Annotated in this window: 14 protein-coding genes and 1 tRNA gene; 9 read left to right on the plus strand and 6 right to left on the minus strand. The window is 50.8% G+C overall.

Features of this window, described 5'->3' with window-relative positions; all coding sequences use genetic code 11:
* The first annotated feature begins 1 nt into the window (after position 1).
* A complete protein-coding gene (locus HZB62_00745; protein MBI5073693.1) occupies positions 2-967 on the plus strand; it encodes a hypothetical protein in 966 nt (321 codons plus the stop codon).
* Here HZB62_00745 and fdhD read toward each other — a convergent pair.
* Entirely contained in the window at positions 962-1723 is a 762-nt protein-coding gene (gene fdhD, locus HZB62_00750; GenBank protein MBI5073694.1) for a formate dehydrogenase accessory sulfurtransferase FdhD, read from the minus strand. The genes HZB62_00745 and fdhD overlap by 6 nt on opposite strands.
* Positions 1724-1800: 77 nt before the next feature.
* On the opposite strand from fdhD, the gene HZB62_00755 reads away from it, so the two are divergent.
* The 3 genes from HZB62_00755 (at position 1801) to HZB62_00765 (ending at position 5625) form a co-directional block, all read left to right on the plus strand.
* Positions 1801-1877: transfer RNA gene (locus HZB62_00755), tRNA-Pro, on the plus strand.
* Positions 1878-2087: 210 nt separating this feature from the next.
* Positions 2088-2927 (plus strand): universal stress protein, encoded by an 840-nt coding sequence (locus HZB62_00760; GenBank protein ID MBI5073695.1) that lies wholly within the window; start codon positions 2088-2090, stop codon positions 2925-2927.
* Positions 2917-5625 (plus strand): cation-transporting P-type ATPase, encoded by a 2709-nt coding sequence (locus HZB62_00765; GenBank protein MBI5073696.1) that lies wholly within the window; start codon positions 2917-2919, stop codon positions 5623-5625. Before HZB62_00760 ends, HZB62_00765 begins: the two co-directional genes overlap by 11 nt.
* Here HZB62_00765 and HZB62_00770 read toward each other — a convergent pair.
* Together HZB62_00770 and HZB62_00775 are read right to left on the minus strand one after the other, a co-directional pair.
* A complete protein-coding gene (locus tag HZB62_00770; GenBank protein MBI5073697.1) occupies positions 5586-6299 on the minus strand; it encodes a response regulator in 714 nt (237 codons plus the stop codon). The two genes, HZB62_00765 and HZB62_00770, sit on opposite strands and share 40 nt — an antisense overlap.
* A gap of 10 nt (positions 6300-6309) precedes the next feature.
* Positions 6310-7368: a DUF4118 domain-containing protein gene (locus tag HZB62_00775; protein ID MBI5073698.1), complete on the minus strand. Its 1059-nt coding sequence runs from the start codon at positions 7366-7368 to the stop codon at positions 6310-6312.
* Positions 7369-7733: 365 nt separating this feature from the next.
* Here HZB62_00775 and HZB62_00780 point away from each other — a divergent pair, with 365 nt between their 5' ends.
* The 5 genes from HZB62_00780 to HZB62_00800 all read left to right on the plus strand — a co-directional run bounded on the left by HZB62_00780 (position 7734) and on the right by HZB62_00800 (position 12174).
* The gene (locus tag HZB62_00780) at positions 7734-9548 is read left to right on the plus strand and encodes an APC family permease (protein ID MBI5073699.1); all 1815 of its coding nucleotides are present in this window, start codon (positions 7734-7736) and stop codon (positions 9546-9548) included.
* A 218-nt stretch (positions 9549-9766) separates the two neighbouring features.
* A complete protein-coding gene (locus HZB62_00785; protein ID MBI5073700.1) occupies positions 9767-11023 on the plus strand; it encodes a GAF domain-containing protein in 1257 nt (418 codons plus the stop codon).
* Between the two features lie 70 nt (positions 11024-11093).
* Entirely contained in the window at positions 11094-11516 is a 423-nt protein-coding gene (locus tag HZB62_00790; GenBank protein MBI5073701.1) for a putative toxin-antitoxin system toxin component, PIN family, read from the plus strand.
* The gene (locus tag HZB62_00795) at positions 11513-11749 is read left to right on the plus strand and encodes a toxin-antitoxin system HicB family antitoxin (protein ID MBI5073702.1); all 237 of its coding nucleotides are present in this window, start codon (positions 11513-11515) and stop codon (positions 11747-11749) included. Before HZB62_00790 ends, HZB62_00795 begins: the two co-directional genes overlap by 4 nt.
* Before the next feature lie 281 nt (positions 11750-12030).
* A complete protein-coding gene (locus HZB62_00800) occupies positions 12031-12174 on the plus strand; it encodes a hypothetical protein (GenBank protein MBI5073703.1) in 144 nt (47 codons plus the stop codon).
* A 55-nt stretch (positions 12175-12229) separates the two neighbouring features.
* Here the strand turns inward: HZB62_00800 and HZB62_00805 are convergent, their stop codons facing one another.
* From HZB62_00805 to HZB62_00815, 3 genes are all read right to left on the minus strand, one after another.
* A complete protein-coding gene (locus HZB62_00805) occupies positions 12230-12475 on the minus strand; it encodes a hypothetical protein (protein ID MBI5073704.1) in 246 nt (81 codons plus the stop codon).
* 159 nt (positions 12476-12634) lie between these two features.
* The gene (locus HZB62_00810; GenBank protein ID MBI5073705.1) at positions 12635-12895 is read right to left on the minus strand and encodes a hypothetical protein; all 261 of its coding nucleotides are present in this window, start codon (positions 12893-12895) and stop codon (positions 12635-12637) included.
* A 114-nt stretch (positions 12896-13009) separates the two neighbouring features.
* The gene (locus HZB62_00815; GenBank protein ID MBI5073706.1) at positions 13010-16276 is read right to left on the minus strand and encodes a TonB-dependent receptor; all 3267 of its coding nucleotides are present in this window, start codon (positions 16274-16276) and stop codon (positions 13010-13012) included.
* Positions 16277-16310 lie beyond the last annotated feature (34 nt).

Consider the following 16310-nt stretch of genomic DNA (forward strand, 5'->3'; position numbering starts at 1 on the left):
GATGAAACTTGGCGAGGCATTAATCAAAGACAGCATCATCACCAGGGACCAGCTTAAGAAGGCCCTTGAGAGACAGGTTATCTTCGGCGGACGGATCGGGTCGAACATCATTGAGCTCGGCTTTGTCAAAGAGAATGAAATGCTTTCCTTCCTGAGTTCTTTTTTTAAGGTCCCGGCAGTCAAGGTCGCTGATCTGAATGCTATTGACCCGGAGGTCATTGCAAGCATCACCGCAGAGATTGCCGATAAATACAAGATCTTGCCGTTTAAGAAAGACCGCAATAGGCTGCATGCGGCCATGCTCGACCCGCGATCCATGTCGAGTGTTGACGAGATGAGATTTCTCATCGGGCTTGATATTGTCCCCTATGTCATTACAGAACTGAGGCTCCTCTACTGCCTTGAAAAATATTACGACATCAAGAGAGACCTCCGTTACATCAGTGTCTTTGGCAGGGAGGAGGCTGCGGAGGAGAAGAAACCCGAGGACGAGGCAAAGCAGATCCTGAAGGTGAAAGAGCAGTTTGCCGCAGTGCGGGATAAGGAAGAGGTCATCGGTATACTCCTGAGCATGACGAAGACGGTTGCGTCAAGGGCTGCAGTGTTCCTGGTCAAGGGTAATGCCGTTTCCGGATGGAAGGCCCGCGGGGTTGATATAGACGCGTTTAATACGTCTGCTGAAGGTCAGTCCATATTCTCAGAGGTCCTTAGCCGAAAGACCTATTACCGAGGCCCCCTTCTGAAGATACCGGGCAATGCATTGCTTATTGAACGGCTGAACGGAACGCCCCAGGACTGCTGCATGATGCCGGTCACGATCAGGGACAAGATCATTGGTCTTCTCTATGTTGACAACGGCAATAATTCGGTGCTTGATGCAGGACTTGGGTACATACACAGCCTTGTTGCGCTGGCGTCTGTCAGTTTTGAGATTGTGATCCTCAGAAAGAAGCTCTTCGACCTATAGTCGTATCCTCTCCTTTCCTGTATAGATATTCATTCTGTCTCCGCGGGCAAACCCGATAAGGGTCACGCCGGACGAAGCAGCGATCTCAACGGAAAGGCTCGTAGGCGCTGCCCTGCTGATGATCACCGGGATGCCGCAGCGTCCGCATTTCAGAACGATCTCAGACGAGAGCCTGCCGCTTGCAAGCATGATCTTTCCGGGGAAGGGTATGTCTTCAAGAAGCGCATACCCGATCACCTTGTCCACGGCATTATGTCTGCCGATATCCTCGGTAAAGACGAGTATGTGCTGGCTGTCTGCAAGGGCTGCGCTATGGACTCCGCCCGTTGCCTTATATCCTTCAGATCTTTTTTGAAATTCATGGTACAGTGCCCTTATATCCTGAAGATCAAAGACCGCGGGATCAGATATTTTATTTTCGGGAAGCTGTCTGTTCAGGCTTATGCCGCCGGCGCAGCCAGAGGTGACAACCTTTTCACCTGCAGCGATCGTACCGCTCGCCGGAATATCCACATTGATCTCATCGCCATAGGTGATCGATATCCTCTCTGCACACCATCCCCCTGAGATAAGACCCTCATTGAAGACCACGCCGACGACAAACTCCCTGATCATCTGCGGACTGCAATAGAGGCTGAGTGCGTGATCGCCATTCACTGATATTCTTACTTTTTTTTCAACAGCAACAACATCCTCGACCTCTTCGACAGAGGCATCTCTGATCTTCACTATGTTGACTCTGCTCGATATGTCCATATCTTATGCCTTCAGATATACGATGTTCTTGAGACTCACTTGACAAGCGGCAGGCTTGCTTTCTATTATGTCATGTTCGGGGCGTAGCGCAGTCCGGTAGCGCACACGGTTCGGGACCGTGGGGTCGAAGGTTCAAATCCTTTCGCCCCGACCATTTTCCCCTTTGATTTCATTGAATTATTCTATCACACTGTTGATAAAATAGGTGTGTGCTGATCTGCTGTAGGGTACAGCACGTGTCGATAACCTGAAAGTTCCTCATCGGCGCGGGATGGTCAGCCTTTTCGCTGCTGTTTGTCTTTCAACGAGAGCTGCCTGCCATTCGTTGCCTTGACAACCGTTTGGTGGTATCCTGTGCGTAGCCATGTATAAGAAGATCCTTGCTGCGGTCAATGAACATCTGAACTCTGAAGTTGCTGCGCGCTATGCCCTGCATCTTGCGAAAGAAAATAACGCAAAGTTCTATATCTGTTTTGTTGCCGGGAAATGTATGTCGCAGCATAACTGCCGGACAGCCGAGGATGCAGTAAAACGTCTTTTCAATGAGGCAAAGGACCTGAACGTGCATGCTGAGAGCATTGCCGAAATGGGCGATCCTGTCGCAGATATCAGGAAGATCGTTCAGCATGAGAATATCAGCATTGTTTTTGCCGCAACGCGGCGGGAAGACATAAAAAGAAGGTTCTATGCAGGTACGATAGCGCGGAGTCTTTCCCTGAAGCTTCCCTGCTCGGTTGCCCTGGTGCGCGTAGTACATTCAGGGAGAGTGCATCCCGGCAAGATACTGGTCCCGCTCAAAGAAAAACTCGATCACGTTACCGAGCGCGCCTCCTTTGTCACGCATATGGCCCATGCCTTCGGCTCAAAGGTCTTTGTCTTCCATGCCCCAAGACCCCTGACGAAATTCTTTCATGGGGAGATCCATCTGACAGAGCCGGAGTGGTCGGAGCGCAGATCACAGGACATCGCGCATTTCATGACCTATCTTAAAGAGCATGACATTGAACATGAAGGCCGTCACCTGCCCGGACAAACTGCCCGGAACATTACCATAGAAGCATTCGCAAAAAGACATGACCTTATCATCATGGGAGCAAGCGAGCGGAACCTTCTGACATCCCTGTTGAAAGGCAATCCGGTTGAAGAAGTGCTTAAAGACACACCCTGCGACCTGATCATTCTGAAACCGCGTCATGAGGATTAACGGCCTCTCGAAGGAGGAAGCCCTCAGGCAGCTTGTCAGTTCTGAGGAAGGCCTGTCAGAAGCAGAGGCAGCCAAACGATTGTCTGAGAGCGGTTTCAACGAGATCAGGGAGGTGCATAAGACACGTCTCACCCTGCGCTTTTTTAGCCAGTTCACACATTTTCTTGCGATCCTGCTTTGGGTTGGTGCAGGCCTCTCGTTCCTTTCCGACTATCTCCATTCCGGTGAAGGCATGGCAACCCTCGGTTTTGCGATCATCGGCGTCATTGTAATCAATGCAATTTTCACCTTTATTCAGGAATACCGTGCAGAAAAAGCTCTCGAGGCGCTAAAGAAACTTTTGCCCTTCCAGGTAAGGATCATGAGGGAAGGAAAGGAAAAACAGGTCCATTCCCGGGAGGTCGTGCCCGGAGACATTGTTTTTTTTTCAGAAGGAGACAGGATACCGGCTGACACACGCCTGATCGAAAGCTCAACGCTCAAGGTGAATAACGCTGCCCTGACGGGTGAGTCAGAGGCAAGCCTCAGAGACCATAGCCCTTTTCAGGGAGAGCTGCCGGATAGTCCCAATATTGTGTTTGCCGGAACAACCGTAACAAGCGGCTCGGGCAAGGGACTGGTCTTCGCAACCGGCATGAGCACAGAGTTCGGAAGAATTGCCCATCTAACCAGCGCTGTTGAATCAGGCCTGAGCCCGCTTCAGAAAGAGATAACCCGGACCACCAGGATCATAGCCGTTCTTGCTACGATCATCGGCCTCAGTTTCTTTGTCATCGGCCATTTCATGGGAAGGGTCTTTTGGGAGAACTTCATCTTTGCGATAGGAGTTATTGTGGCGCTGGTCCCTGAGGGCATGCTGCCGACCGTCACCCTTGCCCTTGCCATGGCAAGTCAGAGGATGGCAAAAAGAAAGGCCCTCATCAAAAACCTTTCTTCTGTAGAGACCCTGGGCTGTGTAACCGTGATCTGCACTGACAAGACCGGTACGCTGACCCAGAACAGGATGACTGCATCAAAAATATGGACAGATAACAGGATCACTGAGGCAAAGGACTATAGGCCGCAGGCAACAGACGTGCTGATGCAGGCTGCGTTCCTCTGCAATAATGCCCGCTATGCTGATAACGAATACCAGGGCGATCCCACAGAAACGGCTCTTCTAAAGCTCGCAACAGAAGGCATGGGCAGTCTCGATGCAGAGCGCATTTCAGAGATACCTTTTGACCCTGACCGCAAGAGGATGACAACACTGAACAGGATCGGAGATAAAAAATACGTCTTCTCAAAAGGCGCAATGGAGAGCATTTTGCCTTTATGCAGCAGATACCTGATTGACGGGGCGAATCAGGAGATGAATGAGCTGTTCCGCAAGCAGGCGATGAATGCATATCATCAGCTGATGGACAGCGGCCTGCGGGTACTTGCGTTTGCGTATAAAACGGCAGCGAACAGTGATCAGCTGTCAGTAATCAGCTCCCAATCCCCAATCCCTGGCCCCCAGGCCCTTGAATCTGATCTCGTCTTCCTCGGATTGATCGGGCTTGAAGACCCGCCGCGTCCTGAAGTTCCTGATGCCTTAACAAAATGCCATGGGGCAGGGATCAGGGTGATCATGATCACCGGCGATGGAAGCAGAACAGCCGTTGCCATAGCGCGCGAGATAGGCCTGGTAAGAGGAGAGCCGGTCGTTATAGAAGGCTCCGAGCTCGTCACTATGAATGACCATGAACTGCGAGAAAAACTCTCTGCAAAAGAGATCATCTTTGCGCGTATGACGCCCAAGCACAAGATGCGGGTCGTCTCGATTCTGAAAGAGCAGGGAGAACGGGTTGCCGTAACAGGCGATGGCGTCAATGATGCCCCTGCGCTCAAGATGGCAGACATAGGCATCGCCATGGGCATCTCAGGCACAGACGTAGCAAAAGAAGCGTCAGACATGATACTGCTCGACGACAACTTTGCCACGATCATCAATGCGGTCGAGGAAGGCAGGGCAGTATTTGAAAATATACGAAAATTTATTGTCTACTTTTTCACTTCGAATGTTGCTGAACTGGTGCCGTTCGTCATTTTTGTGATCTTCAGAGTGCCACTGCCTCTGACAATCATGCAGGTGCTTGCCATCGACCTGGGGACTGACCTGATCCCAGGTCTCGCTCTCGGGGCCGAAAAACCGACAAAAGGTCTGATGGCATTGCCTCCCCGCAGCCCCCGGGAGAAGCTGCTGAATGCGAAAGTGCTCTCTCTGGTCTTTCTTTTTCTCGGCTCGATCGAGGCTTCAGCAGGTCTCTTCGGATTTTTCCATGTTATGGAACAGGGCGGATGGCAATGGGGTGAGATGCTGCCTCCCAATAACATCCTCTATATTCAGGCAACTACAGCCTGTCTTACCGGCATCGTGATCGCACAGGTAGCAAATGTCTTTGCCTGCAGGTCATTCAGGGAATCTGTCTTCAGCATCGGGTTCTTCACGAACAGGCTGATATTTGTCGGCATAGCCTTTGAGCTGGCACTCCAGTTCTTCATTGTGTACCACCCTTGGGGAAACAGGATATTCAGCACTTATCCGATCGCCATGAGCACATGGCTTGTGCTCATCCCCTTTGCCTTTGTCCTCTTCTTTGCCGAAGAAGCGAGGAAAGCAATTATGCGATATAATCACCCGCTCAGTTCATCAAAATCCACTTTTAGTCTGTAACCGACACCGGGTTCATTAATGAAGAAACGCGGCCGCGCAGGATCAGCCTCCAGCTTATGGCGAAGCTGGGCCATATAGATGCGCAGATAATGGCTCTGGTTCACATATGCAGGGCCCCAGACCTCCTTCATCAGCTGACTGTGGGTAATGACCTTGCCGGAATGTTTTATCAGTGTCGTCAGGAGCCGGTATTCAATAGGGGTCAGATGCACTTCTCTGTCATCAAGCAACACCTGCCTCTTCACAAGGTCGACCTTCAGGTTGTCCAGAACAAAGACTGCCTCCTCTTCGCCATGCTGCGTTGCCGTATGACGGAGCGCCACTCGAATTCTGGCTAATAGTTCGCCTGCGCCAAAGGGCTTGGTCAGATAGTCGTCTGCGCCTGCATCAAGCGCCCTGATCTTATCCTCTTCCTGTTCCCGTGCAGAAAGAACAATGATAGGGATCTGAGTCCACTCCCGCAGCCTTTTCGTAACCTCAATTCCGTCGATATCGGGCAGGCCGAGATCGAGCAGCACGACATCCGGATTTCGTGTTGCTGCCTGAGTCAAGCCATCCTGTCCCGTACCCGACTCAATAAGGCGGTACCCGTGACCCTGGAGCGTTATCCGCAGGAAGCGGCGCATCTGCGGCTCGTCCTCGATCAGGAGTATTAATCCCTTATCCTCGGCCATACGGCTTACCTCATTCCTTTTCCATCAACGGCTGTTCACCTTCCAACGGAAGGGTGAAGCGGAAGGCTGCTCCTTTGCCAATGCGATTTTCGGCCCATATGCTGCCACCGTGGGCAGTTACAATTGCCCGACAGATCGCCAGTCCCAAGCCGATGCCGCCCCCGGGTCCTGGGCCGCGCACAAACTTCTCAAAGATGCGTTCTTCGCCTGCATGAGGAAGACCCGGACCTCTGTCAGCAATTTCTATCGTCACTTCGGATTCCGTGACAGATGCGGAGATCTCAAGCGGCGTCCGGGCGGGCGTATATTTAAGTGCATTATCAAACAGATTCATAAGGACCTGCTCAATAAGCAGAGGGTCAAAGGGGATCAGCGGCAGATCTCCAGGAAGGCTGACTGCGACATGACGATCTTTGAGCTTTCCAGAAAGCCGGTTCAGCACAACCCCGACGATCTCCTCCAGGGACTGCCATTCCTTCTTTATGGTTATGGCCCTGGATTCAAGGCGTGTCATATCCAGCACATTACGGATGATCTGGTTCAGGTGGTCAGCTTCTTCAGCAATGGTCTTTGTAAGCTCTTGCTTATTGTGCTGATCAAGAATTGCGTCCTGCTGCAGAAGGGTCGTTGCAGCGCCGGTAATAGCTGCAAGCGGGGTCCTAAGGTCATGCGAAACCGAACTGAGCATAGTGCTTCGCAGCGCCTCGGTCTCAGCCCTTAAAAGCGCCTGCTGCGCTGCAGTTGCCTGTTCACGCACTCGCAGGGTTAATCTGCTGATCACAACAGCAACGACGAACATTACAGCAAAGGTAACGACGTATCGTGCATCGTGCACCGCAAAGGTAAAGTATGGGGGAATAAAAAAGAAATCAAAGGCAGCGACGCTCAGAAGTGTGGCCAGGAGAGATGGTCCCTTACTGCTGAAGCTTGCGGTAACAACGATTCCCAGGAGGTATATCATCGCAAGATCGACATGGGTAACGTATGGTGAAAAAATACCTGCCAGGACCGTACAGACGGCAACACTGCCGATGCTCAGGAGCCAGCCGCGTCCAGCTATCTTGATCATTGATTATGGTTGCATATGCCTGCTGAAATTACAAGACAGGAGACGCTCCCTGTTCTGTTCCGGTGCGTAAAAATGTTGTAAAGAATTGCAGAATGGCTATTGTTACCATTGACAGGTCTGCGCATGCGGAGTTAGCATGCAATTAATACATGCAGCCGAGATCCATTGTTCATCGCTTCGATGGAGATGGATGCGGGGGACCCAGATTTTGGGGCGTATTTCCCGATCGCATATCGGGAATAGGGCACTTCCAGGCCCGAGCCCGTCAGCTAACCTCGTAGGCATATGGAAGGGCCAGGCCAGGAATAACGACCGCCGCCCGGCGGTTTTTTATTTTCTCCTTCAGCCCTCAGAGGAGTACTATCATGTCTCTCAAGAGTTTTCTTATCGGCAGTCCCATTGAAACCATCAAGGAAAAGCACGAACGCCTCTCAAAGACCATGGGTCTGGCCGTCTTTTCCTCTGACCCCCTCTCATCCGTAGCATATGGAACTGAAGAGATCCTTTTTGCCCTTGTGGTCGGCGGAGCAGCATTTCTGAACTACCTTCTGCCGATCGCTGCAGCGATCGTGGTGCTCGTATTGATCGTGGCAACATCGTATTACCAGACGATCCATGCATATTCCTCGGGCGGCGGCGCGTATATCGTTGCAAAGGACAATCTTGGCGACTATCCCGGTCTTGTGGCAGGGGCGGCCCTCCTGATCGACTATGTGCTTACGGTTACGGTCAGCGTCTCTGCAGGCATTGCTGCCATAACCTCAGCCTTTCCCCTGATGCGCGACCATACGGTCTCACTCTGCCTCTTTGCCATATTGTTCATCTCGCTCATGAACCTGAGAGGCGTGCGGGAATCAGGCAAGGCATTTTCGCTGCCGGTATATGTCTTCATCGGCGGTCTGCTGCTGCTCATCGGAGCAAGCTTTGCAAACTCCTTTTCACATCCATCTGTCGCTTATGCAGCCCTCAGGGAGCCTGCCTCGGCAATATTCCCTGCCTTCATCATTTTGAAGGCCTTTGCCTCGGGCTGTGCCACACTCACCGGCATAGAAGCAGTCTCCAACGGCGTCAAGGCATTCAAGGCACCTGAGGCAAAAAATGCCGGCATCACGCTTATCTGGATGGCTGTTACGCTGGCCATACTCACCGTCGGCATCGCATACTACGCGCATTATTATGCTATCCTGCCGAACGAGAACGAGACTGTGCTTTCGCAGCTCACCAGAACGATCTTTTCGAAAGGGCCCATCTATTATGGCATTCAGTTTGCCACAGCGCTCATCCTGATCCTCGCAGCCAATACGTCATATGCGGATTTTCCGCGGCTTTCCTCGATCATGGCAAATGACCGGTACCTGCCGAGACAGCTCAGCAACCGCGGAGACAAGCTGGTATTTTCGAACGGCATACTTATCCTTGGTTTCCTCTCTGCCCTGCTGCTCGTGCTCTTCAGGGGTGACACCCATTCCCTTATTCCGCTCTATGCTGTCGGCGTCTTTACGGCCTTTACCCTTTCCCAGGTCGGCATGGTGAAGCACTGGATGCGAGAAAAAGGAAGAGGCTGGATCAAGAGTGCAGTGATAAACGGTATTGGAGGTCTTGTCACCGGTGTAGTTCTGATAATCATTGCTGTCGAAAAATTCAGCCAGGGGGCCTGGATGGTGCTGGTCGCCATACCGGTGCTTGTGTTTCTAACAAGAAAGGTCCATCAGCATTATCAGTCCGTTGCCGATCAGCTCTCAATTGACGGGTGTGTTATCGAGGAAATGGATTATCAGCACCACTCGGTCATCATCCCGATCTCAGGCATGCAGCAGGCGGTCATCGGGGCTATAAGATACGGAAAGGCGCTCTCTGATGATGTCACGGCTGTTTATGTATACATAGACCCTGTCGAGACCAGAAAGATGAAGGAGAAGTGGGACTCCCGCTGCATGGGAGTAAAACTCGAGATCCTGCATTCTCCTTACCGGTCAGTAACAGAGCCTCTCATGGACTATATAGACGGCATACGAGACCATTACCCGGACGGTGTTATCACGGTGGTGCTGCCGGAGTTCGTGCCGACCAGGTGGTGGCATCACCTTCTGCATAACCAGACGGCTCTATTTCTCAAAGGGATACTGCTCTTCAAAAAAGGAGTCGTTTCGACCAGCGTGCCGTTCCATCTGAGAAAATAGGAGCTTCCCTGTTAAGGGGTTGTTCTGTAACACTTCAGTGGACAGATTCAAGATCCCCTCCTTACCAAGGAGGGGTATGGGGAGGTTTTTGTTCATTTTCCGATACCCCACCCGACCTCCCCTTGGAAAGGGGAGGAGGATTGCCACCAACAACTGAAGCGTTACGCTGTTGCCAATAAAACAGTGGACATTTGTGCGGTTTTCTCTATAATGAAGGCATGAACCAGGAGGATCTCAACCCAACCGCTGAGGAGCAGATGTCTCCTGCTTTAGGCTGGCTGCTCTACAAGATCACCCGCGAGTTCTCGTCGTCGCTCGATCTCGATAAGGTGCTGAGTCGGGTGCTGATCTTTACGGTGCAGGTGTTTGGCGCATCGGTCGGGAGCATCTTTCTGTTGGACAGTCGCGGCAGAATCACAAAAAGCATCCTCGCGCGGCAGGACCTTTCCCCTGAGGTGAAGGAACAGACAGTCGATGCTGTCATGGAGAAGGGGTTTGGCGGGTGGGTGTACAGGCACGCCAAAGCAGATATTATCTCTGACACCAGGCGGGACAGCCGCTGGATATCGCTGCCTGACGATTCCCTCGTAACTCTCTCGGCGGTTTCGGCACCGCTTATCAGGCGCGGCCACGTCACCGGAATCATCACACTGCATCATCCTGAGCCTGACCATTTCAACCGGGAACAGCTTGATCTCATGCAGGCCATTGCCGGAGAGGCTGCAATGGCCGTTGAAAATGCATCGTTATACAAGAAGGTTATGGAAGAACATGTCATGCTGAAGCGGCTTGACGAACTGAAGAACGAATTTGTCGCCCATGTTGCCCACGACCTGAAGTCCCCTTTGAGCGTCATATACAGCTATGCCGAACTTCTGCAGCGCTTCAACGGTCTTGATACAGAAGGACAGGAGTTTCTCAAAGAGATCCATACCGCGGTTGACCGCATGAGATCGCTCATTGGTAATGTCCTTGATATCAACAGGATCGAGATGGGCATTGAGTCTGAGTTGGGACCTGTTGATGTTGCTGAAGTTCTGAATTGTTCTGCGGGAACGCTTCAGGGCCTGGCCCGTGACAGAGGGGTTTCTCTCTCTATCAGTGTCAGCGAAAAGCTTCCGCTGGTCAACGGTGCCCCGATCAGGCTCGGGCAGGTCTTTAGCAACCTTGCCGGCAATGCCATAAAATTCACGCCTTCAGGCGGGTCGGTCAGCATCAACGGGAGTTATGAAGGAGACCGTGTGATCGTCCGCGTTGTGGATTCCGGGCCCGGTATTCCTGAGAATCTCATGCCAAAGCTGTTCCAGAAGTTCTCAAAGCTCGGACAGGCCGAAACACGCAAATATGAAGGCCATGGTCTCGGCCTTGCTATCGCGAAATCGATCATTGATGCACATAAAGGGGATCTCTGGGTGGAGTCTGTTCCCGGCGCAGGCAGCACCTTCTCCTTTTCACTCCCTCTGGCCGCACAATAAAAAAGGCTGTTTCGACCCGCAAACATAATTCCGATTGACAATTCTGTAATACCGTATATAGTATTATTAAATGCGCAATAAGATCAGGATCATCCTTGACACAAATGTGCTTTATGCAGGACTTTATTCATCAAAGGGAGCGTCTTTTAAGGTCTTGGCGGCAATAGCAAGCGATGACCTGAAAATGGTTATATCAACGACGTTGTTGTTTGAATATGAGGATATTCTGAAAAGATATCAGGAGATATTAGGGTTATCGGGCGGTGACATTGAAAAGTTGCTGGATTATTTCTGTTTGCAGAGTGACCATCAGAAGATACATTTTTTATGGCGGCCCTGTTTGCCTGATCCCAATGACGACCACATATTGGAGTTGGCCGTTGCCTCCGAAACAGGTATTATTGTGACCCACAACATGAGGGATTTCAAAGGAATTGAAAAATTTGGTGTTAGAGCCCTGACACCAAAAGAACTATTGGAGGATGTATTATGAGCGCTTTAAGCCTGAGGTTACCAGAGTCAATCCATCGTCATATCAAAGAGGTGGCAAAAAAAGAAGGCGTTTCGATCAACCAGTTCATTTCAGCTGCTGTGTCGGAAAAAATTTCTGCCCTGATGACAGAAGATTATTTGAAAGACAGGGCCAAACGTGCAAAAAAAGAAGATTTCAGAAAGATGCTTGCAAAGGTGCCGGCCCGAAAGCCAATAAAAGGCGATGAACTGTAGAGGTCTGGAATTTTCGGGGCCTCTGTCCATGTCAAGCAATTACCACCCCGGCCTGCGGCTACCCCTCCTGAAACAGGCGGGGAGCAGGTGCCTTAGGCAGCGGGGAGTTCCTGAAACTCAGGATATTTTTAAAGCCCCCTCCTAATTCCTTCGGCCCTCCCCTTGAGGTAAGGGGAGGCGAAGGTGGGGTTATGTTCTAACAATGTTGAGGTGCCCCGCAATGGTTTGATTCATGGCTGAAGACGCAAAACAGATTCAGCCATCATGTGTAATGTGTAGACCTGACCCTTACTGGTCTTCGCAATGGTCTCGGCCTTGCTATCGCGAAATCGATCATTGATGCACATAAAGGAGATCTCTGGGTGGAGTCTGTTCCCGGCGCAGGCAGCACCTTCTCCTTTTCACTCCCTCTGGCCGCACAATAAAAAAGGCCCCCGGCATTGCCGGAGGCCTTTCCTTGCCTGTCAGAAATATCTTAGTTCAGCTGCAGATGTAATACCACTGACCGTTTTTAAAGACCCAGCGGCAGGTCGGGTTTGGTGTGGTCACAACTGTTTTTACTATTCTCGGTAGTAATGGGTTTTCCACTGCTGGCATTGGGCCTTGTAAATCAGTAAAATCGAAAGGCTGCACTTCCTTTGGCCCAGCTCCCACGACAGCAAATGCACTTGCTCCAAGACCAAGAACAAAGATCACTCCTACGATTAGCACTAATACTTTTTTCATCTCGCGTCCTCCTTAAGAATTTTCTGGCACTGTAAAACAGTGCGCCCGCTGCTCTAAACTATCTCCCCTAATAACGAAAATTTAAGGTGCAAAGCACCTCAATAAGGCTCTCGACAATGCCTGAGGCTTAAGAACTACATTTTTCAGTCAACTTCGATCTCAGCTGCAGATGTAATACCAGACTCCACCTATCTTGGCCCAGCGGCAAGTCGGATTATGTTTTGTCACAAAGGTCGTACCATCGGGCGCGTCAATGATTGCTGCCTCGATATCGCCGATCTTGATCTTCAGTGCCCCCATCTTCACTTTCTTCGCAGCCTTGCCATTCTCATCTGTAACACTGATCAGTTTCTTTTCGCTATCGTGTTCAACGATCATCTTTCTTGCTGTTCCCGGGATATCAAATGTCTTCTTCGCCATGCTGTTTCCTCCTTATTTTATGTTTTTTCGTTCCCTGTCTTACTGCTCTTTCAACTGGTTTTCTTTGCAATCTGACTCTTACTCCTCGCTCCACCTCCTTTTTGCAGAGTATTGTTACAGAGCCAACGTAAGCTTGAAAAAGACCGATCGCCCCGGCTGTATGATCGGACTTTTTGGGTCAATATCCTGATACTTGAATGATTTATCAAAGAGATTTTTTCCCACGATCGAAATCATTCCTATCCGTTTCGGCAGCCGGTATCCAATCGACGCATCGAATAGCCAGAAGTTTGACTGATCGCTGACCGCAAAAGGAGAAGTCAGGGGGCTGAATTTGCCCTCTTGTGTTATATACGTGGCCTTGGCTTTTGCGGTGATTCCGGAGGGATGATAGAAATTAATGGCCAGAGGAAACCTGTGCGTATCGAGATGCTCAACCTCAGGAAAAGACGCCGGGTCCCTGTCAAACCGCTCGTAAAGATATTCCGCGCTCAGCGCAATCCATTTATGGGGCGTCCAGTAAAGATACGCCCTGCCAAAACGCTCCTTCCAGTCAGCAACCTTGATTACAGGGCTACCGCCACTGCTAATGACCTTTACCGGCAGATCGAGCTGTCTGTGTGAATATTCAAGCCCGGCACTGACATTTTTCGAAAGTTTCTGATCAATACCAATACCGTAGGTCCAGGCATCAGTGCCCTCACCGTCATCAAAGAACTGACTAAAACCGGCGACTTGTATAGGCTCTATGGTCTGGCTTGAGGTGAGCGTCCTCTCCAGTGTTCTGAATATAGCAGCACGGATTGTAGTGTCAGGGAGCGGCGACCAGATCAAACCGAACTTTGGATTGAGTTGGTCTTTATCGAAATTAGCGCCTTTCAATAGATCAGCGCTTAAGCCGAGAGTAAAAATGAAATCTTTGTGAAAGTTTATTTTTGAATAGAGATAAACATTTTCATGTGATATTTTATTATCCATCGTATCCTTCACTGATTCGGGAGGAGCGACAAAGACATATTTCGACGTTACGTTACGATCAATACTGAAATATCCCAGGCCGGCAATAAGATCGAACTTTTCTCTTTTCAGAAGGTATTGAACCTCACTGCTGAGACTATGATCATCCACGACGTCTAAGTCAAAGGAGCTGATAACAGGAGGGAATATCTCATGATAGGTGAACTTCGACTTCTGATAACCTATGTTAGCGATCAGGTCTGAGCCCGGTCCAAGGGAGTGGTGCAATCCAATTCTGGCGGATGTCATCTCGTCTTTATTGCGCAATGTTTCCGAAAAGTTGTCTTGAAAAAATCTTAGTGCGAGATCGCCGTAGGATTTGATCTCTTTTCTGAATTCTGCCTGTACGCTTGTCCGGGACGAGACGCTATACTGGACAAATACATTGTAAATATCCTGTCGCACATCATTGTTCTTCCGGAACCCGTCGGTTTCATAGTGGAACTGGCCGACGCTTAATGAGAGTCTATCGTGCAGGCCGGATACCACCATCTCATCACCAAAGGTGTTATGGCTTCCAACAACACCGCTCATCAGAAGAGAGAACCGACTTCTGTTAAAGAGAGAATTATATTCATTGAACCCTGCATCTGCCGGTCCCGACCCCTGGAGAATGAAGGAACCGGGGTCTGCAAGGTGCGGCTGCACCGGGTTGAGGCCCACAGGCTGAAGCAACTGGGCCTGAAGCAGCTCACTTACGCGGGCTATCTCATGTCTCGGCAGCGCTGCATAGGAATCAGACAGAAACCGGTGGGCAGAGGCATTGGCCGGGTCAGCATTGACCGACTTATACCCTTCGCTTAATGCAAGCTGCTGGAATCCGAGATCATCATATATCCTTGCAAGGCTTGCACCCCTTGCTGCCTGATCTTCATCAAGAAGGAGCCGTGAGCGGTACACAGCACGGTTATCGTTCAGCGCCATGGACTTTTCAAGGTCCTGCAAAGCCTCAACCGGTCGGTTCTGGGTCTGCTTCTGGAGCGCGCTGTAAAAGAAGGCAGTCGGGTCTTTCGGATCAGCAGCCTCGGCCATGATGAACTGGTCAGACGCAACGCTGTCCCTCTTCTCTTCGTGATATGCCTTGCCAAGATAACTCCTGATCAGGGCATTGCCGGTATCAAGGCTTACTGCTATCTCTATCTCGCGCCTTCCGTCCTCAAGCTGGCCCTTTCTTATCTTTGCAAGTCCGAGCCCGAGTCTCGGCAGAGGATCAGCAGGATCAAGACCTGCTGCTTTTTCGAATGCTGTCATCGCCTCATTTGTCCTGATCTGTGAAAGATGGGCAAAACCGAGGACTGTCTGTGTGCGCGAAAGATCAGGTGCAAGCCCGGCAGCTTTTTCTGCCGCAGCAAGAGACTCTTTCCTGTCTCCAAGTGACAGATTCAACTCTGAAAGCCGCGCCCAGGCAAGCGCGTTATTCGGCTCCCGCTGCACTGCTGTTTTGACACTTTGAACTGCACCTGCAAGATCGAATCTTGCCTGGAGCGCATAGGAAAGCGCAATATGGGCTGACCCTGAATTCGGCGCTGAAGCTACAGCTCTTCTTGCATACTCAAGTGCCTTATCCTTTTCATTCTGTGCAACAGCGATGACAGCCTGGAGGCTGAGTGCAGCGCTGTTGGAGGGCTCCTGTCCCAGAGCCTTTTCGAGTTCGATGTTCGCCTCATCAACTCTGCCGACAGAAAGCAGAGAAGAGACCTGATTCTGCCAATCAGCAGAAATGCCGTCCTGCTTCAGGGAAATGACCTGTGGATAGTAGAGGGTCCACTGCACCGCGTCTTTCGGCCTGATCGTAATATTCAAAACCGGTGTCCTGCCTTCAGCTGCTGATGCGGTCTGGCCCTGAGTCAGCGTGACAGCACCCGCATTATTTTCGGCCAGTACAATACCTTCGAAGACCGAGACCATGGCATCACGGTCCCCGACGCTCACAAGAAATTCAGTGCCCTCAATGCCTGCATTCAGGAAAGGCGTGTTCACCCTGAACTTCTGAGGCGTTCTGCTGATGAAATAGGCTGCCCCCCTGATCAGGTCCAGAAGAGAAGGTTTTTGCTGGGTTGGTGCTGCGAGGGTAATAGTTGTGTTCTGGTCAAGCCTCATGACCGTCTCATTCTTCAATACAATGATAGCACGGCTCTTTTCCATGACCCGCAGCATGTCGCCGGCGCAGAAGGAGTCTTTCGATAAGACCTGTTTCCATTCGACACCGCTTGTTCGCTTTGCCTGGACCTTTCCCTGAAAAGAGTCGAGCTTTGCGACCCAGTCAGTGCAGGAGTCGGCATATGCCATGCCTGACAGAAAAAAGAGTATATTCAAAATGATCGCAAGATAGGACGCTGAGTGCAGTCTGCCAGTTGTGTTCATAGTTCCCCCCGGATTGTTGGTTGATTATAATTCA

The sequence above is a fragment of the Nitrospirota bacterium genome (genome assembly GCA_016214855.1).
Taxonomy (GTDB): Bacteria; Nitrospirota; Thermodesulfovibrionia; order Thermodesulfovibrionales; family UBA6898; genus UBA6898.